The organism is Streptomyces sp. NPDC059443, assembly GCF_042750105.1.
Classification (GTDB): domain Bacteria; phylum Actinomycetota; class Actinomycetes; order Streptomycetales; family Streptomycetaceae; genus Streptomyces.
In genome coordinates this window covers 57,173-80,434 of sequence record NZ_JBHYVM010000007.1, presented here as the reverse complement: position 1 = coordinate 80,434, position 23,262 = coordinate 57,173, and the positions used below count along the sequence as shown (strand labels likewise).

The 23,262-nt window shown below is 73.3% G+C and carries 22 protein-coding genes; 13 read left to right on the top strand and 9 right to left on the bottom strand.

Features of this window, described 5'->3' with window-relative positions; genetic code table 11:
* The first annotated feature begins 39 nt into the window (after positions 1 to 39).
* A complete protein-coding gene (locus tag ACFXDJ_RS09080; RefSeq protein ID WP_384663702.1) occupies positions 40 to 1,323 on the top strand; it encodes a streptophobe family protein in 1,284 nt (427 codons plus the stop codon).
* 75 nt (positions 1,324 to 1,398) lie between these two features.
* Positions 1,399 to 1,785 carry a hypothetical protein gene (locus ACFXDJ_RS09075; protein ID WP_384663700.1) on the top strand — a complete coding sequence of 129 codons (387 nt, stop codon included), beginning with the start codon at positions 1,399 to 1,401 and terminating at the stop codon, positions 1,783 to 1,785.
* A gap of 4 nt (positions 1,786 to 1,789) precedes the next feature.
* On the opposite strand, the gene ACFXDJ_RS09070 is transcribed toward ACFXDJ_RS09075, so the two are convergent.
* Genes ACFXDJ_RS09070 through ACFXDJ_RS09060 form a run of 3 tightly spaced genes read right to left on the bottom strand, consistent with a single transcriptional unit; the run spans position 1,790 to position 5,780 of the window.
* Positions 1,790 to 2,788, bottom strand: coding sequence for a serine/threonine-protein kinase (locus tag ACFXDJ_RS09070; protein ID WP_384848556.1), 999 nt, complete (start codon positions 2,786 to 2,788; stop codon positions 1,790 to 1,792).
* Positions 2,788 to 3,426, bottom strand: coding sequence for a hypothetical protein (locus ACFXDJ_RS09065; RefSeq protein WP_384848553.1), 639 nt, complete (start codon positions 3,424 to 3,426; stop codon positions 2,788 to 2,790). The genes ACFXDJ_RS09070 and ACFXDJ_RS09065 overlap by 1 nt, the downstream gene beginning before the upstream one ends.
* A gap of 5 nt (positions 3,427 to 3,431) precedes the next feature.
* Positions 3,432 to 5,780: an FHA domain-containing protein gene (locus ACFXDJ_RS09060; protein ID WP_384848550.1), complete on the bottom strand. Its 2,349-nt coding sequence runs from the start codon at positions 5,778 to 5,780 to the stop codon at positions 3,432 to 3,434.
* A 166-nt stretch (positions 5,781 to 5,946) separates the two neighbouring features.
* On the opposite strand from ACFXDJ_RS09060, the gene ACFXDJ_RS09055 reads away from it, so the two are divergent.
* The 5 genes from ACFXDJ_RS09055 to ACFXDJ_RS09035 all read left to right on the top strand — a co-directional run bounded on the left by ACFXDJ_RS09055 (position 5,947) and on the right by ACFXDJ_RS09035 (position 11,246).
* Entirely contained in the window at positions 5,947 to 7,008 is a 1,062-nt protein-coding gene (locus tag ACFXDJ_RS09055; protein WP_384657995.1) for a cation diffusion facilitator family transporter, read from the top strand.
* A gap of 66 nt (positions 7,009 to 7,074) precedes the next feature.
* Positions 7,075 to 7,557, top strand: coding sequence for an NUDIX domain-containing protein (locus tag ACFXDJ_RS09050; protein ID WP_384657998.1), 483 nt, complete (start codon positions 7,075 to 7,077; stop codon positions 7,555 to 7,557).
* A gap of 48 nt (positions 7,558 to 7,605) precedes the next feature.
* Positions 7,606 to 8,862 carry a Tm-1-like ATP-binding domain-containing protein gene (locus ACFXDJ_RS09045; RefSeq protein WP_384658001.1) on the top strand — a complete coding sequence of 419 codons (1,257 nt, stop codon included), beginning with the start codon at positions 7,606 to 7,608 and terminating at the stop codon, positions 8,860 to 8,862.
* A 108-nt stretch (positions 8,863 to 8,970) separates the two neighbouring features.
* Positions 8,971 to 10,587 carry a serine/threonine-protein kinase gene (locus ACFXDJ_RS09040; RefSeq protein WP_384848547.1) on the top strand — a complete coding sequence of 539 codons (1,617 nt, stop codon included), beginning with the start codon at positions 8,971 to 8,973 and terminating at the stop codon, positions 10,585 to 10,587.
* The gene (locus tag ACFXDJ_RS09035; protein WP_384848544.1) at positions 10,584 to 11,246 is read left to right on the top strand and encodes a hypothetical protein; all 663 of its coding nucleotides are present in this window, start codon (positions 10,584 to 10,586) and stop codon (positions 11,244 to 11,246) included. The genes ACFXDJ_RS09040 and ACFXDJ_RS09035 overlap by 4 nt, the downstream gene beginning before the upstream one ends.
* On the opposite strand, the gene ACFXDJ_RS09030 is transcribed toward ACFXDJ_RS09035, so the two are convergent.
* Both ACFXDJ_RS09030 and ACFXDJ_RS09025 read right to left on the bottom strand, forming a co-directional pair.
* On the bottom strand, positions 11,224 to 11,550 hold the full coding sequence (locus ACFXDJ_RS09030; protein ID WP_371614585.1) for a DUF6191 domain-containing protein: 327 nt from the start codon (positions 11,548 to 11,550) through the stop codon (positions 11,224 to 11,226). The two genes, ACFXDJ_RS09035 and ACFXDJ_RS09030, sit on opposite strands and share 23 nt — an antisense overlap.
* Before the next feature lie 292 nt (positions 11,551 to 11,842).
* Entirely contained in the window at positions 11,843 to 13,132 is a 1,290-nt protein-coding gene (locus tag ACFXDJ_RS09025; protein WP_384658010.1) for an ATP-binding protein, read from the bottom strand.
* A gap of 314 nt (positions 13,133 to 13,446) precedes the next feature.
* Here ACFXDJ_RS09025 and ACFXDJ_RS09020 point away from each other — a divergent pair, with 314 nt between their 5' ends.
* Positions 13,447 to 14,229, top strand: coding sequence for a trypsin-like serine peptidase (locus ACFXDJ_RS09020; protein WP_384658012.1), 783 nt, complete (start codon positions 13,447 to 13,449; stop codon positions 14,227 to 14,229).
* A 9-nt stretch (positions 14,230 to 14,238) separates the two neighbouring features.
* Here ACFXDJ_RS09020 and ACFXDJ_RS09015 read toward each other — a convergent pair whose 3' ends face one another.
* The 3 genes from ACFXDJ_RS09015 to ACFXDJ_RS09005 form a co-directional block, all read right to left on the bottom strand.
* On the bottom strand, positions 14,239 to 14,760 hold the full coding sequence (locus ACFXDJ_RS09015) for an NUDIX domain-containing protein (protein WP_384848540.1): 522 nt from the start codon (positions 14,758 to 14,760) through the stop codon (positions 14,239 to 14,241).
* Between the two features lie 26 nt (positions 14,761 to 14,786).
* Positions 14,787 to 16,448: an apolipoprotein N-acyltransferase gene (lnt, locus tag ACFXDJ_RS09010; protein WP_384658018.1), complete on the bottom strand. Its 1,662-nt coding sequence runs from the start codon at positions 16,446 to 16,448 to the stop codon at positions 14,787 to 14,789.
* 66 nt (positions 16,449 to 16,514) lie between these two features.
* Positions 16,515 to 17,030, bottom strand: coding sequence for a hypothetical protein (locus ACFXDJ_RS09005; RefSeq protein ID WP_384658020.1), 516 nt, complete (start codon positions 17,028 to 17,030; stop codon positions 16,515 to 16,517).
* A 187-nt stretch (positions 17,031 to 17,217) separates the two neighbouring features.
* Between ACFXDJ_RS09005 and ACFXDJ_RS09000 the strand changes: the two genes are divergently transcribed.
* Positions 17,218 to 18,186, top strand: coding sequence for an ADP-ribosylglycohydrolase family protein (locus ACFXDJ_RS09000; RefSeq protein ID WP_384848537.1), 969 nt, complete (start codon positions 17,218 to 17,220; stop codon positions 18,184 to 18,186).
* Positions 18,187 to 18,244: 58 nt separating this feature from the next.
* On the opposite strand, the gene ACFXDJ_RS08995 is transcribed toward ACFXDJ_RS09000, so the two are convergent.
* On the bottom strand, positions 18,245 to 19,039 hold the full coding sequence (locus ACFXDJ_RS08995) for a glutamate racemase (RefSeq protein ID WP_384848534.1): 795 nt from the start codon (positions 19,037 to 19,039) through the stop codon (positions 18,245 to 18,247).
* 241 nt (positions 19,040 to 19,280) lie between these two features.
* Here ACFXDJ_RS08995 and ACFXDJ_RS08990 point away from each other — a divergent pair, with 241 nt between their 5' ends.
* From ACFXDJ_RS08990 to ACFXDJ_RS08975, 4 genes are all read left to right on the top strand, one after another.
* Positions 19,281 to 20,519 carry a glycosyltransferase gene (locus tag ACFXDJ_RS08990; RefSeq protein WP_384848531.1) on the top strand — a complete coding sequence of 413 codons (1,239 nt, stop codon included), beginning with the start codon at positions 19,281 to 19,283 and terminating at the stop codon, positions 20,517 to 20,519.
* Positions 20,520 to 20,798: 279 nt separating this feature from the next.
* On the top strand, positions 20,799 to 21,356 hold the full coding sequence (locus ACFXDJ_RS08985) for a DUF6643 family protein (RefSeq protein WP_384653397.1): 558 nt from the start codon (positions 20,799 to 20,801) through the stop codon (positions 21,354 to 21,356).
* Between the two features lie 55 nt (positions 21,357 to 21,411).
* Positions 21,412 to 22,236, top strand: coding sequence for an MOSC domain-containing protein (locus ACFXDJ_RS08980; protein WP_384653399.1), 825 nt, complete (start codon positions 21,412 to 21,414; stop codon positions 22,234 to 22,236).
* A 306-nt stretch (positions 22,237 to 22,542) separates the two neighbouring features.
* Complete coding sequence (locus ACFXDJ_RS08975; protein WP_384653401.1) at positions 22,543 to 23,154, top strand: hypothetical protein; 612 nt, start codon at positions 22,543 to 22,545, stop codon at positions 23,152 to 23,154.
* Positions 23,155 to 23,262: the final 108 nt, after the last annotated feature.

Below are 23,262 nucleotides of genomic sequence, written 5' to 3'. Positions count from 1 at the left end.
GGGTGGTGGCCGCAAGCCGGGGCTGCCTACGGTGGCGGGGTGATCCGTCCCGAAATGACCCACGCGACGACATCGGCACCGGCCGCGCGAGCATGGCGCGACGCCCTGGTGGCCGTGGTCGCGGGCTTCGCCGTGATGGCCGCGGTCTCCGCCGCCGGCCTGTCCCTGGCCGGAGCCGGAGACCTGCCGGGCGGCGGGTTCCCGCACGTGGTCGCCGCCGTCGTGGTGATGGCGGCCGGCGGCTCCGTCGACGTGACGGGCGGGGCGGGTTTCCTGGCCGGAGCCGACGCGAGCCTGTCCGTACTCCCCTTGTCCGTCAGCCTGGCCGGAGCGCTGACCACCGGCGGGCTCTTCCTGCGCCCCCTGCGCCATCGGGCGGTGGCCGGACCGCGCGAACTCCTCGCCCGCGCCGCGCCCTTGGTGATCCTCTGGCTGGCCGCACTGACGGGCAGCGCCTTCCTGGCCCGCCGGGACTTCGCGATCCCCACCGGCGACTCGGCCATCGGGGACATCGGCGAACTCCTCGACTCCGCACCGACGGTGGGATTCAAGGCGGCGGTCCCCGCCACCCTCGGCTTCGGACTGCTCTGGATCCTGGGCCTGTTGCTGATCGTCCTTCTGGTCTCGCGCCGCGCGCCGCTCCCGGCCTCGCTGGTCCGCTTCCACGCGGCGGTCCGGCCGGCGGCGTCCGCCGTGGTCGCGCTGCTCCTGGCGTACGTGGTCATCGGCATCGGCGCCGGCCTGGTCGTGGCCGCGACCCAGGGGCATGCGGGCCGCACCCTGGCGGTGATCCTGCTGGGCCTGCCGAATCTGGTCTGGTTCGCCCTCACGATCGGCTTCGGCGGGGCCTGGGAGGGCAAGGTCCACGGTCCGTTCGGGCTGCCGATGCCGCAGGTCCTGGACCAGGTGCTCCGCGCCACCGGCTCAGGCTCCGGCAACGGCTCCGCCTCCGACCTGTCCACCGTGGACGTCTCCTCGCTCGCGGAGCGGGATTCCCGGGTGTGGTGGCTGGTGGCGCTCACCGTCGTCCTGCTGATCGGCGCGGGCGCGCTGGCGGCCGCCCGTTCCCCGGCCCACGTCCGGCCGTGGCAGCACGCGCTCCACCTGGCCGTGGCCCTGGCACTGGCCACCTTGGCGGTCTGCCTGCTGGGCCGGGTCCAGGCCCAGTTCGGCCTGTCCGTACTGGGCATCGGCGACGTCGCCGACCTCGGCGGCAAGGTGGAACTCCGCGCGGTCCTCTGGCGCACCGTCGGCCTCGCCTTCGTCGCGGGCGCGGCGGCCGGGTTCCTCGGAGCGCTGCTCCCCCGCCGCCGGCACCGCTGACCAATTGCTCCGTACGGGTGAACCGGCAGAAATCGGTTCATCGGGGGATCGTTTCTGCGTGTCACGCTCGCCTCCGTGAACATGACCAAAGGCCTGTTCCGGCCGCTTCACGCCGCGGGCCTGCTCGCCCTCTCCGCGCTCGCGCTGACCCTCTCCACCGCCCTGCCCACCCAGGCGACGGGCCCCGACACCCGCTACCTCTCCGGCGACACCGGCCGCGAGGACGCCAGCGCCGAAGCCGTCTCCGTCAGCCGGGTGTTCTGCCCGCGCGGCACGTCCGTACAGTCCGGCGGGTACTCCACCACGCGCTGGGACCACGCCCGCGACGGCTCGCTCCGGCACACCGTCCTGGCCAGTCACCCCGTCCTCGACGCCGGCGGCCGCAAGGGCTGGTACGCCTCGGCCTCGCACGCCGAGGTCACCGCCCACGTCGTGTGCGTACCCTCCCCGGACGGCGGCTAGCCGACTAGAACACCGGCAGGGCCCACCACGGCGGCGGTGGCGGCGCCGGACCGTCGTCGGCCACGGCCGCGGCCGCCGCCACCCGTGTCGGCGCCCGCACCACACCCGGACCCACCCCGGCCCCCGCCCCCACCCGCCGCAGCGCCCCCGTGAACTCCAGGCAGCTCCCCCACCGGTCCTCCGGCGACTTCGCCAGGGCCCGCGCCAGCACCTCGTCCACCCCGGCCGGCAGGCCCGGCCGCCGCGAGCTCACCGGCGGCGGCGGGTCGTACTGGTGGGCCCACAGCAGGGCCATGTCGTCGTCACGCTGGAACGGCGGGCCGCCCGCCAGGGTTTCGTAGACCACGCACCCCAGGCTGTAGACGTCGCAGCGGCCGTCCACCGGCTTCCCGGAGATCTGCTCGGGCGCCACGTAGTCCAGGGTCCCGACGAACTGGCCGACGCTCGTGAACCCGGTCAGCGACAGCGATTTCTTCGTCAGCCCGAAGTCCGTCAGGTAGACGTGCTCCGGGTGTTCGCTGTCGGTGCCCTCCGCGACGAGGATGTTCCCGGGTTTCACGTCCCGGTGGACCAGGTCGTGGGCGTGCGCCGCGTCCAGCGCCGAGGCGACCTGACCCGCGATCCGCGCCGCCGTCGCCACGGGCAGCGGGCCCGTCCGGTCCAGCAGGGCCCGCAGGTCCTGGCCGGCCACGTACCGCATGGCGATGTAGAGCAGCCCGTCCGTCTCCCCCGCTTCGAAGACGGGCACGATGTGCGGATGGTCGATGGCCGCCGCGACCTTCGACTCGTGCGCGAACCGCTGCCGGAAGGTGTCGTTGCGCGCCAGTTCGGGCGCGAGGAGCTTCAACGCCACCGTCCGGTCGAGCCGTACGTCGTGGGCCCGGTAGACGACCGCCATCCCGCCGCGGCCGATCTCGTCCTCCACGACGTAGCCGGCGATCCGCCGTCCCCGCAGGTCCCCGGCGAGCCCGCGCACCGGGTCGCCGCCCGCCGCCGGCCCCATCACCCCGCCTCCGGCCCGGCCGGAGGGACGATCCGGGTGGGCGGGTGCGCGGGAGGCGCGGGCTCGGCCGGCTCTTGTCGTACGCCGGCCGCTCCTGCCGCGTCCGGTTCCTCCGGCGGCGTCTCCGGCGCGGGCGGAGCACCCGGTCCGGTGACGACCGCGTAGGTCATCAGGCGGCTCCCGTCCGCGTACATCCACCGTCCCGCCGTGTCGTCGTAGAGCCACACGGACTCCCCGTCGACGACGATCCCGGCGCGCACGCCCCGGGTGGAGCGCCGGAAGCCCTCGGCGTCGACCCGCCCGGCGGCGAGTTCTGCGACCGCCCGCCGGTAGCGTTCCAGCAGCTCGGCGCCGCGCGCGAGCAGCGGCCGCGGATCCTCGGTGCGCGTCAGCGGGCGGCCGCCGGTGGGCGGGGGCTGCGGGACGGCGACGAGGAGGCGGCCGTCCACCCAGGCGGACCAGCCGTTGGCGCACAGGATCTCCCCCCATTCGCCGCGCCGGGCCAGCAGCCGCACGGGCAGGAAGGGGTCCAGGGCGGCGGTCGGCCGGGAGGGGTCGGGGGCCTCCCAGGCGGGCAGGCCCTCCGGGGGTACGACATGGGTGGGCCGGAAGTCCGCTGCCCCGCCCGGGATCGTCATGGGCCCTACTTCCGCATGATCGCGGGCTCGTGGCGGCGCAGCAGCCGCAGGACCAGGACCCCGAACAGCACGGACAGGGCCACCAGCATGCCGAGGTTCAGCAGCCACACTCCGGCGCTGTGCGCGAAGAGGGGGTCGTCGGTGAGCCGGCCGGGCACGATCGAGCCGAGGCCGATGGTGCCGGCCATCGCGCCGAGGGCCCAGCGGGACGGCACGAACCATGCCAGCTGCTCGATCACCGGCACCCCGTTCAGCTGGAGCAGGGCTCCGCAGAAGACCACTTGGACGATGGCGAGGAGGACCAGCAGCGGCATGGTGACCTCCTCCTTCTTGACCAGGGCGGAGACCAGCAGGCCCAGCATCATCGCCGTGAAGGACAACAGGGCCACGGCGATGGTGATTTCGATCAGCGGGGGCAGGAACACGCCTCTGCCGTCCGGGGCGTTGTGTTTCACTCCGAACAGTCCGACCAGGGTCAGCACGACGGCCTGGGCCACGGTGACGGCCCCGAGCACCACCACCTTGGACATCAGATAGGCCGACCGGGACAGCCCGACGGCGCGTTCGCGCTGGTAGATGACCCGTTCCTTGACGAGCTCGCGCACGGCGTTCGCCGCTCCGGTCAGCACCCCGCCGACGCACAGGATCAGCAGGGCGTTGATCGCCGTCTCCCGGGTGAGGGCGCTGCCGGCCAGGGCGCGGGCCATCGCGCCCATCACGAACGGCAGCGCGATCATGATGGCGAGGAAGGTCCGGTCGGCGCCGAGCGCGGCGGCGTACCGCCGGATCAGGGTCGAGAGCTGGGAGCCCCAGCTCTGCGCTTTGGGCGGGGCGGCCACGAAGGCCCGCGAGGGCCGCTCCCCGCCCTGGTGGGGCTGGCGGGAGGCGGCCGTCACGTACGTGCGGTGCAGCGGCGAAGCCTCGTACTCCCCGGCCCAGTCGCGGCCCCGCTGGCTCTCGAAGGCTTCGAAGGCCTCGGGCCACTGGCCGAAGCCGAAGAACGCGAGGGTCTCCTCGGGCGGTCCGAAGTAGGCGATGCGGCCGCCGGGGGCCAGGACGAGGAGCCGGTCGCAGACGTCGAGGCTGAGCACGCTGTGGGTGACGACGATGACGGTGCGGCCGTCGTCGGCGAGGCCGCGCAGCATGTGCATGACCGAGCGGTCCATGCCGGGGTCGAGCCCGGAGGTGGGCTCGTCGAGGAAGAGCAGCGAGGGCTTGGTGAGCAGTTCCAGGGCTACGGACACCCGTTTGCGCTGGCCTCCGGAGAGGCTGTGGATGGGCTGGTCGGCGCGCTGTACGAGGCCCAGCTCGCCGATCACCTCGTCGACCCGGGCCCGGCGTTCGGCCTTGGCGGTGTCCTGGGGGAAGCGCAGTTCGGCGGCGTAGGTGAGGGCGCGCCGGACGGTGAGCTGCGCGTGCAGGATGTCGTCCTGCGGGACGAGGCCGATGCGGCTGCGCAGTTCGGCGTAGTCGCGGTAGAGGTCGCGGCCGTCGTAGAGGACGGTGCCGCGGTCGGCGGGGCGCAGTCCGGTCAGCGCGCCGAGCAGGGTGGATTTCCCGGCGCCGCTGGGGCCGACGACGGCGAGCAGGCATTTGGCGCCGACGGGGAAGGAGACGTGGTCGAGGAGGGTCTTGCGGCCGTGGTCGACGGCGACGGCGAGGTCCTGGACGTCGAGGGACACCTCGCCCGTGTCCACGTACTCCTGGAGCTGGTCTCCGAAGAGGCAGAAGGCGCGGTGCCCGATGCCGACGATGTCGCCTTCGCCGATGGCGGCGGCGCCGTCGATGCGGGCGCCGTTGAGGTAGGTGCCGTTGTGGCTGGCGAGGTCGGCGATCTCGTACGTGCCGTCGGCGAGGGCGCGCAGTTCGGCGTGGCGGCGGGAGACGACGAGGTCGTCGATGACCAGGTCGTTGCCGGGTGCCCGGCCGATCCGGACAGCGGTCCTGGCAGCCAGCGGGCGTACCGAGGTCGGCCGGCGGAAGGTGCCGGTCAGGGCCGGGTGGGAGACGGAGGAGGGGCGGACCGGGGCCGGGGCGGGGCCGACGAGGCGTACGCGCGGGCCGTCGGCGGCGCTGCCGAAGCGCAGTTCGCTGCCGACCCCGACCGCCCATTCGTGGACGCGGTGGCCGTCGGCCCAGGTGCCGTTGGTGCTGTCCTCGTCCTCCAGCGTCCAGTGGTCGCCGTCGGGGCGCAGGACCGCGTGGTGCCAGGAGACGCGGGCGTCGTCGAGGCAGATCTCGCAGAGGGGGTCCCGGCCGACGTGGTACGTCCGGCGCGGGCTCATCGCGGTGGAGCCCCGGTCGGTTTCGAGTACGAGCTCGGGCGCGGTCGCCGCACCGTGGCGCTGGACCATGGAGAGATTTTCCCACGATCGGACGGGCTCGGCAGGGCTCGGCATCACCGCAGGTCAGAACGGCGTTATGGGTAATGACAACGGTCCCCGTTGCAGCCTTTGCCCATCTTCGAGAGGTGCGCTTCACTTCAGGCGACGCATCACGAAACGATTGACGGGGGACGCCATGAGCGCGCAGGACCGAGCGCCGCACGAGCACGACGCCACCACCGGCCACGAGCACGAGCGCGACCACGATCACGGTCATGGCCACGACCACGGGCACGGCGGTCACAGCCACGGTGTCTCCGCCGACGCGGACCGCCGCTGGCTCGGCATGGCCCTCGGCCTGATCGTCGGCTTCATGGCCGTCGAGGTGGTCATCGGCGTCCTGGCGCACTCCCTGGCGCTGATCTCCGACGCCGCGCACATGCTGACGGACGCCGTCTCGATCGTCCTGGCGCTGATCGCGATGCGGCTGGCGGCCCGCCCGGCGCGCGGCGGTTTCACGTACGGCCTCAAGCGCGCGGAGATACTTTCCGCGCAGGCCAACGGGCTCACCCTGCTGCTCCTGGCGGTCTGGCTGGCGTACGAGGCGGTACGCCGGCTGCTCGATCCGCCTCCCGTGGAAGGCGGGCTGGTCCTGGTCACGGCGCTCGCGGGCATCGTCGTGAACATCGCGGCGGCCTGGTGCATCTCGAAGGCGAACCGCACCTCCCTGGCCGTCGAGGGCGCGTACCAGCACATCCTCAACGACCTGTTCGCCTTCATCGGCACCGCCGTCGCGGGTCTGATCGTGCTCACCACCGGATTCCGGCAGGCCGACTCGATCGCCTCGCTCGTCGTGGTCGTCCTGATGGTCAAGGCGGGCTACGGTCTGATCCGCGAGTCCGGGCGGATCCTCCTGGAGGCCGCTCCGGCCCATGTGGACCCGGATGCGGTCGGCGACCGCCTCGTCGGGCAGCCGCCGGTCACCGAGGTCCACGACCTGCACATCTGGACCATCACCTCCGGCCAGGCGGCGCTGTCCGCGCACGTGCTGGTGGCCGAGGAGGGCGACTGCCACGCCGTGCGCCGGGACCTGGAGGCCCTGCTGGCCAAGGAGTACGGGATCACGCACACCACGCTCCAGGTGGACCACGCCCAGGACGCCCTGCTCACGGTCGGCCGCGCGGGTGAGGATCCGGCCGATCCGCACTGCGCGGATTCCCACGGTCCGGTCCACCGCCAGGGACCGCACGAGCACTGACGCCCGTACGAGCAGTGACGGCCGCACGAGCACTGACGGTCGCCGCGGGCGGGCATACATGAGCGCATGACCACCAAGCGGAGTGCCGGGCTGCTCCTGTTCAGGGAATCCGGGGCCACGGGCGCAGGCGTCGAAGTGCTGCTCGGCCATATGGGCGGCCCGCTCTGGGAGCGGCGCGACGCGGGCGCCTGGTCGATCCCGAAGGGCGAGTACGAATCCGGGGAGACCGCGCTCGACGCGGCCCGCCGGGAATTCGAGGAGGAGGTCGGGCTGGCGCCGCCCGAGGGCCCGTACCTGCCGCTGGGCGAAGTGCGGATGATCGGCGGGAAGCTGGTGACGATCTGGGCGGTACGGGCGGATCTCGATCCGGCACTGGCGGTACCGGGAACATTCACCATGGAATGGCCGCCGAAATCGGGACGTACGGCGGAGTTCCCCGAGTTGGACCGGGTGGAGTGGTTTTCGCCCCCGATGGCCAGAACCAAACTGGTGGTGTCTCAAATCCCTTTTCTGGAGCGATTGTCCGAACTCTTGAAGAATGAGGGTTGACCCGCCCTTTACTTGCCAACAAACCCCACCTGCGTGGACATTGCACATATGACGAACGTCGTGCTGGTGGGAACCCTGGACACCAAGGGTGTGGAGTACGGCTGGCTGCGCGAGAGGCTGTTGCGCGCCGGCGTCGAAGTGGTCATGGTCGACACAGGAATCATGGACGAGCCCCGCGTGCCCGCCGATGTGCCGCGTGAAGCGGTCGCGCGGGCGGCGGGAACGGAACTCTCGCAGCTACGAGCGGCCGCCGACCGGGGTGCGGCCGTGACCACGATGGCCAAGGGCGCGGAAGCGACCCTCTTACGCCTGCACGCCGAAGGGCGGCTCCACGGAGTCCTCGCGATCGGCGGCAGCGGCGGAACCTCCATCGCCACGAGGGCGATGCGCGCGCTGCCGCTGGGCATTCCGAAGGTGATGGTCTCGTCGATGGCGTCCGGGGACGTGGCCCCGTACGTCGGATCGGCGGACATCACGATGATGTACAGCGTCGTGGACATCGCAGGCATCAACAGTGTCTCTGCACCCGTCCTGGCCAACGCCGTCGAAGCCGTCGCCGGGATGGCCAAGGGATTCCAGCGCGCCTCCATGGAACTGCGGCGGCCGGCCCGGCTGGGCGAGGGCAGCCGTCCGCTGATCGCGGCGAGCATGGCGGGGGTGACCACGATCGGCGTGGACGCCGCGCGTGAACGGCTGACCGAGCTCGGCTACGAGGTGCTCGTCTTCCACGTCAGTGGCGCCGGCGGCCGCACCCTGGAGAAACTGGCCGGCCAGGGGATCTTCGCGGGCGTCCTCGACCTCACGCTCAGCGAGCTCGCCGACGACCTGTGCGGCGGCATCCTCACCGCCGGTCCCGACCGGCTCAGCGCGGCCGGGCGGGCCGGGATTCCCCAGGTGGTGAGCCTGGGGGCGCTGGACATGGTGAAGTTCGGGCCGATGGAGAGCCTGCCCGAACGGGTCCGGTACCGCCGGGTCCGCGTCCACAACCCCTCGATCACGGTGATCCGTACGACCGAGGCCGAATGCGCCGAACTCGGCCGCAGGGTCGCCGCCAAACTCCGTGCGGCCACCGGCCCCACGGCCGTCTGCGTCCCACTTCGCGGACTGTCCACCCTCGGCGCGCCCGGCGGCCCCTACCATGACCCCGACGCGGACCGGGCGCTGTTCTCGGCACTGCGCGACGGACTGCGGGGCAGCGCCGCCCGGCTCTACGACTACGACACCCACATCAACGATCCCGGCTTCGGACGCGCGGCGGCCGACCGGCTGCACGCCATGATCGGCGCGGAGGCCGCGGCGGCCTAGCTCCGCTCCGCCGGGAACCAGCCGTGGCGGGAATGTGTCCCAGGTGGTGGCCGATCGCCTGGGACGACCGGCCCCGGGGCGCGGTCACGCCACGGCAGGGGGAAAGGCATGAACGGCATGTGGTCGGTTCCGGGTTACTCGGAGATCCGCGAGCTCGGCACAGGCGGCAGCGGCCGCGTGGTGCTCGCCGTCCACGAAGGCACCGGCACCGCGGTGGCGGTGAAGTACCTCAACGACCGGATGCTCGAAAACCCGGCCTTCGTCCGGGAGTTCCGGGCCGAGGCCCAGTTGCTCGGCGAGCTGCGATCCCCCTACGTGGTCGGGCTGTACGAGTACGTGCAGGCGCCCGGCGGCGCCGCCATCGTGATGGAGCTCGTGGACGGGATCCCGCTGAACGCGCTGCTCAAGCAGAGCGGGCGGACCGGCCCCGAGGCGGCGCTGGTGCTGTTGAAGGGCTCCCTGCTCGGGCTGGCCGACGCCCACCGGGCCGGCGTGGTCCACCGCGACTACAAGCCGGCGAACGTCCTGGTCGCGGCCGACGGCACCTCCAAGCTCGTGGACTTCGGGATCGCCACTCCGCTCGGCGCGACCCCCGGGGCCGCGGGTACGCCCGCGTACATGGCCCCCGAGCAGTGGCAGGGCCGTCCGGCGTCCCCCGCGGCCGACGTCTACGCCGCGACGGCGACCTTCTTCGAGTGCCTGACCGGCCGCAAGCCCTACGACGGGCAGAGCTTCGCGGAGCTCGCCGTCCAGCACGTCGAGGCGCCGGTCCCCGAGACCGAGGCCCCCGAGCCGGTGCGCCCGCTGATCCGGCGGGGGCTGGCGAAGGACCCGGGGCAGCGGCCGGAGAACGCCGAGGCGTTCGTGGCGGAGCTGGAGGGCGTGGCGCGGGCCGCGTACGGGCCCGAGTGGGAGGAGCGCGGGCAGCGCAAGCTGGCCGCGCTGGCCGCCCTGCTGCCGCTGCTGTTCCCCTCGGCCGGCGCCCCGGCCCAGGGCACCACCGCACTGGCCACGACCACCCTGCCGAAGCCGCCGTCCCCGTGGACCCCGGGCCGGCGCGGCCTGGTCGCGGCCGGGGCGACGCTGGTGCTGGGGGTGGTGGCCGCGCTCGGCTACCAGGCGGTCGGTGCGGAGCCGGGCGGGGCGAAGGCGCTGAACGCGTTCGCCACGTCCAGCGCGTCGGGCGGTGCCCTTGCCTCCCCGATAGCCGTACCGAGCCCGTCGGCCTCGCCGAGCGAGAGCAGCAGCCCGAGTTCGAGCGCGAGCCCGAGCCCGTCGCCCAGTACGACGGCCTCGCCGTCCGCGTCCGCCACGCCGAGCTACAGCGGGCTGCCGTCTCCGACGCCCACACCCACCAAGTCCCCGACGCCCACACCGACCCCGACCCCGACTCCGGGCGTGAGCGTCTCCGCCGTGTCCGTCAGCCTCAAACCCGGGCGCGCGACGGTGGACGCGGCCGTGAGCCTCAACGCGAAAGGCGGCCCCGCCACCGTGACACTCGAATGGTTCCTCGGCAGCGCGCCGAACGACCTCGCCTTCGCGAACGGCACCGACAGCCTCACCGCCCCCGCCGGATCACCGACCGGCGTGTCGCAGTCGCATGCCCGCCCGCGCGGGGGCAGCGCCTGCTACCTCACGGTCCGCGTCTCCACCGTGCCCGCCGCGCCCACGCGGTACGCCTACGCGACCTACCAGTTCCAAGCCTGCGTGCCGGTGCTCCGATGAGCGACTCCCGAGCCCCGCAGGGCGAAGACGACTACAGCGCGACCGTGCTCGGCAGCCACTGGATCACCGGACCGCCCCAGGATCCGGAGCAGGACACGGCGCAGCTCCCCGCGCAGACGAAGCGCTTCGACGTGCCCGGCGACGTGCCCGGTGGGGCCGAACCGGACCGGGTCGAGGGGTCCGTGCTGCGGTTCGGGCCGGGGGTGACGGCGGCCCGGCCTGCGCCGTTCCCGCTGGAGCCGGCACCCTCCCCGCGCCGCCGGCCGGGCGAATGGCGGCGCTACACCCTGGCGGCCGTGGTCCTGCTCGCCGTCCTCGTCTACCTGGGCTGGCAGCACTACGGACCGGCCCTGGAGGTCCGCGACGTGACGGTCGCCACCGACCCCAAGGGCCCCCCGTGCGACACGACCGCCGACGTGGTGGCCGTCGTACGGACCAACGGGCGCGCGGGGGTGCTCACTTACCGCTGGCTGCGCAGTGACGGAACGCGCTCCGCGCAGCTGACGGAGCGGGTGCCCAGCGGGCAGCAGGAGGCCCGGCTGCACCTGCTGTGGACCTTCCAGGGCGCGGGGACCTACCCCGCGAAGGCCGAACTGCAGCTGGTGTCCCCGACGCAGCGGACGGCCGCGGCGGAGTTCACGTACCGCTGCCGCCCGTAGCCGGCAGCCGGATCACCGCGCGGCCCCCGTCGAGGTCCACCCGGGACCGGGGCGGAGCGCCGTCCTCCTCATCGTCGCGCATCACGAGGGCGCTCTGCCTCTCCTTCAGCTCGTTCTGCTTGCCCGGTGAGAAGCTCGCGTGCAGCTGCTCGAAGCCGGTCGAGGACATCTGCCCCTGCCGGCCGCTCCAGCGCCAGGGCAGCAGTCCGGCACGGCCCGCGCGTTCCAGCGTCAGGTCGAGGAAGGCGATGGCGGTGAGCAGCAGCGCCAGCCCCGGGATGGTCATGAAGACGACGAAGGCCATGCCCCGACCCTAGGGCCTGTCCTCCTTTCGGCCTATGGCCCGGCGGGCAGCCCGGTCCTTCCGGCCGCGCGTTCGGGGCCGTCCGGCCGAGGTGTCCGCACCCCCCGCGCTGGTTGACTCGTAGATGTCGAGGAAAGCTCAGGGACGCTTCCCCCGGCACCCTTCACGTCCACGTTCCAGCCGGCGATACACCCCCAACCGGAACGTGGTCGTCCCGCAACGGATCACAAGTCCGCGCGGGAGGCCCGCAGCCGCTTTGGGGAGTGGCTGCGGGCCATTTGCACATCCGGGCTCAGAACCTGGCGTGCGCGGTGATGTCCGCCGCGAACTCCCCCGTCATCGCCGGGGTCACCGTCGGCCGGCACTGCGCGACCGCCGCCAGGTAGTCCTCCGTGCCCGCGCCGAGCTGCGCCGCCGCCGCGCCCCGCGCGCCCACCGCCTCCAGGTCCCGCTCGAAGGACACCTGCGCCGCGATCCGCGCCGCGTGCTCGATGTCGGCCGGGGTGAACAGCTCGCTCGCCTCCACCAGCGCCGCCACGTCCACATCGGCGCGCCCCGCCGTGTAGCGGGCCCAGATCGCGGCGCGGGCGCCCGCGTCCGGGGTGCCGATCGGGATCAGGTAGTCGAAGCGGCCGGGCCGCAGGAAGGCCGGGTCGAGCGAGCGGATGGAGTTGGTCGCGCAGACCAGCAGCCGTTCGTCGCCCTCCCGGAAGCCGGGTATCAGCTTGAGCAGCTCGTTGGTCACCCCGTGGATCCCGCCGGGCTGCGCGGGCTCGGTGCGCACGGGTGCGATCTCCTCGACCTCGTCGATGAAGACGAGCACCCGCTCCAGCTCGGCGATCCGCGAGAACGCGTCGCGCAGCGCGGTGGCGAGGTTGCCCCCGTCGGCCAGGCGGGAGGGCAGCAGTTCCACGAAGGGCCAGCCCAGCCGGGAGGCGATGGCGCGGGCGAAGGTGGTCTTGCCGGTGCCGGGCGGGCCGAACAGGGTGATGGCGCGCGGCGGCCGGACCCCGTGCGCGGCGGCCCGCTCGGGCTCGGCGAGCGGCAGCACCACGCGCCGCTCGATGAGGTCCTTCTCCTTCTCCATGCCGGCGACCTTGGCCCACAGGTCGTTGGGGAGGAACCGGCCGCCGAGGTCGTCGAGGAGGCCCGCGGCCGGTCCGTGCAGCGGCTCGGTCTTCTCGAAGTAGGCGACGGCGGGCTGCCGGGTGTAACCGGCGTTGAGCAGTCCTTCGCCGAGCAGGTCCTCTTCGGGCAGGACGTACGCGATGCGGCCCACGCGGGCGGCGATGAGCCGGCGCTCCAGCTCGACGAGCAGGGCGCTGGCCAGGCCCCGGCCGCGCCAGCCGGCGGCGATGGCGATGCGCATCACCCAGGCCCGTTCGCCGGTGACGCAGGCGAGGGCGGCGCCGATCGGGACGCCCTGGTGGACGGCGACCACGCAGGGCTGCCGGTCGGTGAGGGCGCTGATGCATTCGGCGAGGGAGAAGACGGACTCCTGGCCCAGCTCGGCCGTGGTGTCGATCAGATGGACAACGGCCGCGAGATCGCTCTCGCGGTAGTCGTGGATCAGCCAGTTCACCGGGTACCGCCCCTCGTTCGTACTCCTGTGTGCCTTCTGCGTACCTTCTGCCGCGAGGCTAGGCGCGGTGTGGCCCCGCGATCACGCTCCGTCGTGCACAACAGCGGGTCCGGAAACCGTCCGTGTCGTCCATAGACTGGTGCGTTCCGCCCGAACCCCTGCCCGAGGACCCGTACGCGTTCATGACATCCCACATATCCACCGGCCGCGCTGGACGGCGTACGGGGCGGTCGTGCTGGTCCGCGCCCTGATTCACAGCCGATTCTCAGGGAAGACCAAGCCCCGGCCACAGGTTCGCCCGCGAGGCTCTGATCATGATCCAGCGCATCCCCTCCCGACCGGAACGCCGCCCCCGCGCCCGTGGCCGGCGTGCGACCCGGATCCTGCTGGCACTGGCCTCGATGACGGCCCTGCTCAGCCTGAACATCCCCGCGGCCCTCGCCGAGCCCCCGCTCGGAGTCACCACGGCGGCCGCCGCCGACGCCACGGCCGGACGGGTCGGCGCGCTCTTCTCGGGCGGCCTCGACGGCGGGCACTTCTGCACCGCCGCCGTGGTGCGCAGTGACGACCACGATGTGATCGCCACCGCCGCGCACTGCCTGGACAACGTGGACGGCACCTACTTCGCGCCCGGCTACCGGGACGGCGAAGCCCCGTACGGGCTGTGGAAGCTGACCGGCGCGTACATGGCCCCGGACTGGACGAACGGCCAGAACCCGGACGACGACATCGCCTTCGCGACGGTGGTCCCGGCCGACGGCCGACAGGGCGAGTCCGTCGAAGACGTGGTCGGCGCCTTCCCGGTCGCCGCGGAGCAGCCGGCCGGTGCCACGTTCTCCATCGTGGGCTACCCGAGCAGCGACGACTCCCCGCTGTACTGCGCCAACACCACGACGCTCTTCTCCGAGACCCAGCGCCGCATCGACTGCCCGGACCTCAGCGGCGGGACCAGCGGCAGCCCCTGGCTCGTCGACGGCGCCCTGGCGGGCGTGCTCGGCGGCTACGAGGCCGGCGGGGACGTCCCGGAGGTCTCGTACAGCGCGGTCATGGGCGACCAGGCGGTGGAGCTCTACCGCGAGGCCTCCGACAGCGACTGAGACCCCCGGCTACGCGGCGGGCTCGGACTCCGGCCCGGACTCCGCCGTGGCCGCCGCGCCGGGTGCCTCGAACCAGGTCGGCTCGTCCCGCAGGGCCCGGTGGATCCGGTCCACGGCGAAGGCCTCCAGCGGCTCGGGCAGCTCGTCGGGCGCGAACCAGGCCACCTCCAGCGACTCGTGGTCGTTGACCCGCGCCCGGCCGCCGGTGGCCCGGCAGCGGAAGGTGATGTCCTGGAACTGGCAGACGTCCCCGTTCGGATAGGTGATCGGCGGCAGCATCTGCACCAGCACCACCCGTTCGGGGACGCACCGCACGGCCGTCTCCTCGAACACCTCGCGCACCGCCGTTTCGGCCGGCTGCTCCCCCGGCTCGGCGATCCCGCCGACCACCGACCACCGCCCGGTGTCGGCGCGCCGCCCGAGCAGCACCCGCCCCTCGTCGTCGACGACGATGGCGGTCACCCCGGGGAGCAGGAGCAGCTGTTGCCCGGCGGTGGCGCGCAGGGTCCGGATGAAATCGGGTGTGGTCATCCCCCGACCCTACGAGGCCTCCGCCCCTACGAGGCCCTGCCGATCCGGCGGACGAGCGTCCAGCCGAGTCCGAAGGCGGCGACGGCCAGCAGGAGGTACTCGGCGAGCGGCCCGAAGCGGGTGGCCGGGGTCTGGCTCGACCGCAGCGGGATCTTCTCGACCAGGGCGTCGGCGGTGAACAGCTCGGTCTGACTGACGACGGTGCCGTCGGGGCGGATGACGGCGCTGACCCCGCTGGTGACCGGGACCAGCACGGTCCGGCTGTGCTCGACGGCCCGGACCCGGTCCATGGCGAGCTGCTGGTAGGTCATCTCGGTGCGGCCGAAGGTGGCGTTGTTGCTGGGCACGGCGATGACCTGGGCGCCCGCCTGGACGGTGGAGCGGACGGCGTCGTCGAAGGCGGCCTCGTAGCAGGTGACCATGCCGACTCCGCTGCCCCCCATGTCGAAGACGCCGGGCTCCTTGCCGGGGCCGAAGTCGCGCCGTACCCGGTCCACGTCGGAGCTGAAGAGCCGGACGAAGGACCGCATCGGGATGCGCTCGCCGAAGGGCTGGATCTTGCGCTTGTCGTAGGTGTCGACGGGGCCCTTGACCGGGTCCCACAGGATCATCGTGTTGCGCAGCGGGCCCGTCTCCGGGACCAGTACGGAGCCGATCGCGACGGGAACCCCGATGGTCCTGACGGCGTTGTCGATCACCGTGTAGGCATCGGGCTCGGCGAACGGGTCGATGTCGGAGGAGTTTTCCGGCCAGACGACGAAGTCCGGCTTCGCCACCTTGCCGAGCCTGACGTCCTCGGCGAGCTGGAGCGTGCGGTTGGCGTGGTTGTCCAGGACCTGGCGGCGCTGGGCGTTGAAGTCGAAGCCCGCCCGCGGAACGTTGCCCTGGATGACGGCGGCCGTGACGGTGCCGTCCTCGGCCGCGTCCGACACCAGCGGCCGGGCCGCGAGTGCCCCGGCGAGCGGGACGGCCACCGCGGTGGCGGCGAGCAGCGCGGCGGTGGCCCGGCGGGTGTCCGCGCCGACGCGCACGACCTCGTAGAGCCCGAATCCGCACAGGGCCACGGCGAAGGAGAGCAGCGGGGTGCCGCCGAGCGCGGCGAGCGGCAGGAAGACCCCTTCGGGCTGGCCGAAGGCGAGCTTGCCCCAGGAGAAACCGCCGAAGGGGGCGCGGGCTCGCAGCGCCTCGCCGGCGATCCAGACGGCGGCGCCCCACAGCGGCCAGCCGGGAAGCCGGCTGACGAGGGCGATCCCCAGGGTCGTGAGTCCGATCAGGACCGATTCGAGGGCGACGAGGGCCAGCCACGGGACCGGGCCGACGCCCTCGCCGGTCCAGACGAGCAGCGGCAGCAGGAAGGCGAGTCCGTGCAGGAGGCCCAGACCGAAGCCGGCCCGCGCGCGGCGCCCGTACAGGCAGAAGCCGAGCAGGGCGAGGGCGAAGGGGGCCAGCCACCACAGGGGGCGGGGCGGGAAGCTGAGGTAGAGGAGCACGCCGGAGCCGACGGCGAGCGCGGGCCGCTTCAGCCGCCCGCCCCACCGCCGGAGGCGGCCCGATCCGGGTTCCGATCCGGGTTCCGCTTCGACTTCCGCTCCGGATTCCGCTTCCGGTTCCACTTCCGGTCCCGCCTTGCTGGGGTCGGCGGGCTTCGGGGGCTCGTTCCCCGCCGCGCGGGTCGCACTGCTGCTCATCTGGCGGAGTGTACGTCCCCCTGCTGTGCGGGCGGGCTGTGCCGGTTGACCGTGCGGGTGGACGGCTCAGTGGGCGAGGGCGCGCAGATGGGTGCGGATGACGCGTACCGCGTTCTCGGCGTCGTCCACGGTGACGGTGAAGAGCTTGCCGTCCCCGAGCCTCAGTTCCAGGCCCTCGCCGCGCCGCACGATGACGGCGGTCCCCTTCTCGGGGCGCCAGCGATAGCCCCAGCCGCCCCACTGCTGGGGGGTGATGCGGGGCAGGAACTCGGCGGACGTCACTTCGGCCAGCCGGATCTTCCGGCGGGGCAGCCCGATGTGCCCGCAGCGCACCTCCATCACCTCGGCGTCCACGGTGACGGCCACGTGGACGAAGGCCAGGGTGCCGAAGAGGATGAGCAGGCCCACGGCGAGACAGCCGATCACCGCCATGAGGAGCGCGACGATGCCCGCGTCCCAGGCGTAGTCGACGGCGAGCTCGACGCCGAGCGCCAGGCAGGCCGCACCGGCCCCGGCGAGCAGCCACTGCACGCGGTTTGATGCCCGGCCCGTCCAGAGCGGACCCGGGGGGTGAACCGTCATGTGTAGCAGCGTACTCACGTTCCGCATGTACGCCACCGACCTTCGGCGGCACGGCCCAACCGGGCGGAAGCCCGACGCGGTCGGCCTGGACGCCCTCACGGGCGGCCTGCGGACTCCGTATGCTCCTGCTCCTGCTCCCGCTCAGACGCACGTTCGCCCCGAACCGCACGGGCACGAGGAGGAACCTATGACCACCACCCGGCTCGACCGCGCCGTGGGAGCCGTGCTCGGCTCGGCGGCCGGTGACGCGCTCGGCGCGCCCTACGAGTTCGGCCCCGCCGGGCAGCTGAGTGCGCGCGGCGAGGAGATGCGCGGGGGCGGCGGCTGGGATCCGGGCGAGGCGACCGACGACACGCAGATGGCGGTGCTGGTCGGCGAATCCCTCCTGGAGTGCGGCGGGCTCTCGCTGCCGGACGTCTTCGACCGGTTCCGGCGCTGGGCTGCCGGGGATCCGAAGGACATCGGGCTCCAGACGGAGGACGTGCTGACGAGCGGCGACGCCTGGGACCTGGCGGCGGCCCTGCACTTCCAGACGAACGTCCGGGCGGCGGGCAACGGTTCCCTGATGCGGGCCTCGACCTCCGCGGTGTACTTCGCACCGTCGGGGCGGACCGCGACGATGGACGCCGCCCGGCGGATCGCGGCGCTCACCCACGGGGACCGGGCCGCCTGGGAGGGTACGGCCGTCCTGCACGATCTTGTACGGGTGGCCCTGGACGGAACCGATCCGCTGGCCGCGCTTCCCGCGACGCTGGAGGCCGTACATCCGGACCACCGCGAGCGGTACGCCCGGATCCTCGCTCCGGACTGGCATCCGGAGCTCGCCACCGAGTTCAACGGGGCGGTCTGGCCCTGCCTGGGCTCGGCGGTGTGGGCGCTGCGCACCACGACCGGCTTCGCGGATGCCGTACGGGCCGCCGTGGACCTGGGCGGCGACACCGACACGGTGGCCGCGGTCACCGGCACCCTGGCCGGGGCCCACTACGGGCAGGCGGCGATCCCGGACGCCTGGACCGCCCCGCTGCACGTCCCCCTGCCGGGCTTCGCGGACCAGACCCTGGACGCGGCCGATCTACGCGACCTGGCCCGGCGCCTCGCGGAGGCGGGCGGCGCCGTAGCAGAGCCCGGCGGCCCGGGGCGGGGTCAGGGCTGCTGACCGGCCCGGACGTGTCCCCGGGGGAGCAGTTCGGCCGTGCGGTCGGAGCTCATCGGGGTCATCCCCCGACGGCCGCGTTCTGACCGGCAAGCAGCCGGCCTTCGGCGTACTCAAGGGCGGCTTCCGGAAGGGCGCCCGGACGGCCGCTGAGTAGGACGGTCAGGCTGCCGGTGCGCGGCAGGCCCGGTTCGGGCCGGGCGCCGAGGCGGCGCAGCGCCTGCACGGCGACGGGCTCGGCGGAGCCGTGGAAGACGAGACGGGCGCCACCGGTGCGCGTCGCGAGGGCGGCCCGGATGGGGGCTTCGACCAGCTCGTAGTGCGTGCAGCCGAGCACCACGTCGGTGACGTCGGCCGGGGTCAGCGCAGCGGCCGCGGCGACGGCCCGTACGACGGCGGCCTCGTCGGCGGCCTCGACGGCGTCGGCCAGCCCGGGGCAGGGCACCTCGGTGACCCGCGCCCCGTCGGCGAAGTCACGGATGAGCCCGCGCTGGTAGGGGCTGCCGGTGGTGGCGGGGGTGGCCCAGATCGCCACCCGCCCCCCGGCGAGCGCGGCGGGCTTGATCGCCGGCACGGTTCCGATGACCGGGATCAGGGGCTCCAGCTCGGCGCGCAGCGCGGGCAGCGCGTGGACGGAGGCGGTGTTGCAGGCCACGATCAGCGCGTCCGGCCGGTGCGAGGCGGCGGCGCGCGCGACGCCGAGCGCCCGCCCGGTCAGGTCCTGAGGGGTCCGCGGACCCCAGGGCATCCCGTCGGGGTCGCACGACAGCACCAGCTCGGCGTCCGGCCGTAGCCGCCGCATCGCGGCGGCCGCCGCGAGGAGGCCGATGCCGGAGTCCATGAGGGCGATCTTCACTTGGTCACCTTAATCGATGCCCCCGCCGGCCCAGGGCCGACGGCACCGCGAGCGCCACGAGCGCGGAGGGTCAAACGAGGTGTTCGCCGACGCCGGGGGCAGCCGCCGGCACCCTTCGGATCTCGCAGATCTCGCCCCGCCCGCCGTCCCGGCCGACCCGTGGTGCGCGGGAAACCGTCAATGCCCCGACTGGCCGGTGTCCCCGCCCGCCGCAGCCCGCTCCGCGCGGCACACTGCCGGGATGGGTCCCCTCCTCGTCGCCGCCTGCGTCTCGCTCGCCGTCTGGCTCTGGCTCACCTTCGGCCAAGGCATGTTCTGGCGGACCGACACCCGGCTGCCTCCCCGGCACGCACCCGCCCACTGGCCGTCCGTCGCGATCATCGTCCCGGCCAGGGACGAAGCCGCGGTCCTGCCGCTGAGCCTGCCCTCGCTGCTCGCGCAGGACTACCCCGGCGAGGCCGAGGTCATCCTGGTCGACGACGGGAGTTCGGACGGCACCGCCGCCCTCGCCCGCCGGCTCGCCGACGCGCATCCCGGGCTCCCCCTCACCGTCCTCTCCCCCGGCGATCCCGACCCCGGCTGGACCGGCAAGCTCTGGGCGCTCCGGCACGGCATCGCCCACGCCGTGACCCCGGCCCCCGCCCGGTCGGACCCGTCCGCCCCCTCCACCCCACCCCCCGTCTACCTCCTCCTCACCGACGCCGACATCGCCCACGAGCCGGACAGCCTGCGCGAGCTGGTCGCCGCGGCCACGACCGCCGGTCTCGACCTGGTCTCTCAGATGGCCCGGCTGCGCGCCGTCAGCGCGTGGGAGCGGCTGATCGTTCCCGCCTTCGTGTACTTCTTCGCCCAGCTCTACCCCTTCCGCTGGATCAACCACCCGACCGCCCGGACCGCGGCCGCCGCCGGCGGCTGCGTCCTGCTGCGCACCGAGGCGGCCGTACGGGCCGGGGTGCCGGACTCGATCCGTCAGGCCGTCATCGACGACGTCTCCCTCGCCCGCGCGGTCCAGCGCACCGGCGGGCGGATCTGGCTCGGCCTCGCGGAGCGGGTCGACAGCGTGCGCCCGTACGACTCCCTCGCCGACCTGTGGCGGATGGTCTCGCGCAGCGCCTACGCCCAACTCCGCCACCAGCCCGCACTGCTGGCCGGGACGGTGGCCGGGCTGGTCCTCGTCTACCTCGTGCCGCCGGCCGCCCTCCTCTGGGGCCTCGGGGGCCTCGGGGGCCTCGGGGGCCTCGGGGGCCTCACGGTCGGGAGGCCCGCCGTCGCCTGGGCCGGCGGTCTGGCCTGGCTGCTGATGACCGTCACCTACCTGCCGATGCTGCGGTACTACCGGCAGCCGCCCGCCCTCGCGCCGCTGCTTCCGCTCACCGCGCTGCTCTACCTCCTGATGACCGTCGACTCGGCCGTGCAGCACTACCGCGGACGCGGGGCGTCATGGAAAGGCCGTACCTATGCCCGCCCCGGCGACGCCTGAAACCGGTCGTCCCCACCCGAAACCATGTCATCCGAGGTCACCGCGTTGTGACGCTCTGTCAGCGCGGAGTCGGTGCGCGGCCGGCGGGCATCCGGCCCCACATCGGTGCACCGGCCAACCGGCGAGTACGAGTAGGACGAAGACGGGGCGCAAGTGGCGAATCGTGCACGTGAACGTGAAGTGAAAGCTGTGGCCCTGACCTGCGAATATGCAGGTCAGGGCGGTGTTGGGGGCACCTCGCTATGGACCCGGTGAAGTCGTGGGCTTAACTTAGGTCCCATGACCTCCCCCCGCTCCACTTATGGCGGCGGTTACTACTCCGCGCCCTCCTTCCCGGACACCCCCATCTACGACTCCCTCGTCGCCGAACGCGGCACCCCGCAGATCGCTCCGATCCGCGTCCCTGCCGCCTACGACTCCCCGAGTTCGGGCTATTCGAGCGGTGGGTACCTGCCGGCCCTCCCGTCCGCGCTGCCCGCCCTGCCGGCCGCGCTCCCGCCGGCCGTGTCGCAGCAGCACCAGCCCGTCCCGGCGTACGGGTACCAGTACCAGCAGCAGGGCGCGCCGCAGCAGCCGGCGTACCAGCAGATGCAGCAGCAGATGCCGCTCCAGCAGGCGCCCGCCCCGTACATCCCGCCGCAGCCGTTCGCGGCCCGCTCGGGGTACGTCCCCCAGCCCCAGCCGCAGCAGCCCCGCCCGGCCGCCATGGGCACCGGCTACGAGGCCATGCGCCCGGCGGCGCCGCGTCCGATGCAGGCGCAGCCCGCACCGGTCCCGGCCGCCTCGTACGAGGATCCGTACGGCCGCCCGTACCAGCCGCAGGGGCGCGGCTACTGACCCGCGGCGCGGAGGTCTTCGCGGAGGCCCCGAGGGCGGCTGGCAATATGCCCTCATGTCGAACATGTATGTCCAGGCGCTCCACGTCCATCCCGTCAAGTCGGTAGCGGGGACAGCTCCCGACGAGGTGGCCGTGGAGCCCTGGGGGCTGTCCGGTGACCGCCGATGGGCGGTGGTGGACGGCGAGGGCACGGTCATCACCCAACGCCAGCAGCCGAGGCTGGCCTTGGCGAGCGCCCGTCCGCTGGGGGGCGGCGGGATCGCTCTGTCGGCGCCGGGCATGGCGGACCTGACGGTGGAGGTACCGGAGCCTGGGCCGCTGGAACCGGTGACGCTGTTCGGGAAGAAGATCGAAACCGTGGTCGCGGCGCGCGCGGCGGCCGACTGGTTCGGCGCGTACCTCGGAGTACCGGCGCACCTGGTGCACATGGACGACCCGGCCGTACGTCGGCCCGTGGATCCGGATTACGCGCTGCCCGGTGAGACCGTGAGCCTCGCCGACGGCTATCCGCTGCTGATCACCACCCTCGCTTCGCTGGACGCCCTCAACTCGCTGATAGCGCGGGGGGACCACCCGGGCGAGGGGCCGCTCCCGATGAACCGTTTCCGCCCCAATGTGGTCGTTTCCGGTGCCGAGGCGTGGGCCGAGGACGACTGGCGGCGCATCGAGATCGGCGACGCCGTCTTCCGCGGGGTGCGCGAATGCGGGCGCTGCGTCGTCACGACCACCGACCAGGCGACGGCGGAGCGGGGGAAAGAGCCCCTGAAGACCCTGGCCAGGCACCGTCGGATCGGAAGGTCGCTGGCCTTCGGACGGCAGCTGGTGCCGGTGCGGCTGGGCACGGTTCGCGTGGGCGACGAGGTCCGCGTCACGGACTGACGAACGGGGCGACGGAGAGCGGAACGAACGGCGGAATGACACGTTCGGGGGGCTCTTCGAAATCCCTGGAACCAACCACCGCGACCTGCCCGTTGGAGCATTCGAGACGTACGGGGAAGCTGGGAGAAAGGTGCGAGGAGGGCCGAGCGGGTGCGGGGATGCGGGCGAGGGCTCTGCTTCGTCCATCGACATGTACCGGATCGGGTGACACAAGTCTCGCGAGTCCCGGAATGCGCACGATCGGGGCATGCGGGAGGCTGGAACGGCAGGCAGACGGAGACTGGCACAAGTTGGGGGAGCCGGACCGTGCGGACAGCATTGGGTGTGTGGCGTTGGCGGCGCAATCCGTTGCGCCGGCAGACTGATCTCTTCGAGGCGTGGGTGGCGTTCGCCGCGCTGGTGTGTGTTCTGCTGGTGGCTCCGGCCATCGGCTGCGCCGCCGGCCTGCGGGTGGACGGGACCCTGCAGCGGGCCGCGCGCGAACAGCGGCAGGAGCGGTACCTCGTGCCGGCGGTGGTGGTCCGGCCGGCCCCGGATGCCCCCGTGGGTGCGGCCGTCGATCCGGCGGCGCAGCGGCAGGCCCCGCAGCGCACGCAGATCGTCGCTTCGTGGACCGCTCCCGACGGCAGCAGCCACCAGGGCGCGGTGCCGGCCGCGGAGGAACCGCCGCATACCGGCGACCGGTTCCGGATATGGACCGATACGCACGGCCGGCTGGTCGGGCAGCCCCTGGACCCGTCCTCCGCGAGCTTCCACGCGGGGATGGCGGGCCTGGCAGCGGCCCTCGGCATCGCCGGACTGGTGGAGACGGTCCGCCGCCTGGTCGTACGAAGGCTCATGCATCGGCGGTACATACGGCTGGACCGCGCCTGGGCCGCGGCGGGACCCGACTGGGGTCGGGCGGGCGCGGGCAGCTGACCTGGCAACTCACCGGCCCCGCGCGCGCTACGGTGGGGCGGCCGGAACCGTCGCCACGGTCTCGACCGTCTGTCTCTGCAGACAGCGGCGCGGGAAGGCGAACACGCG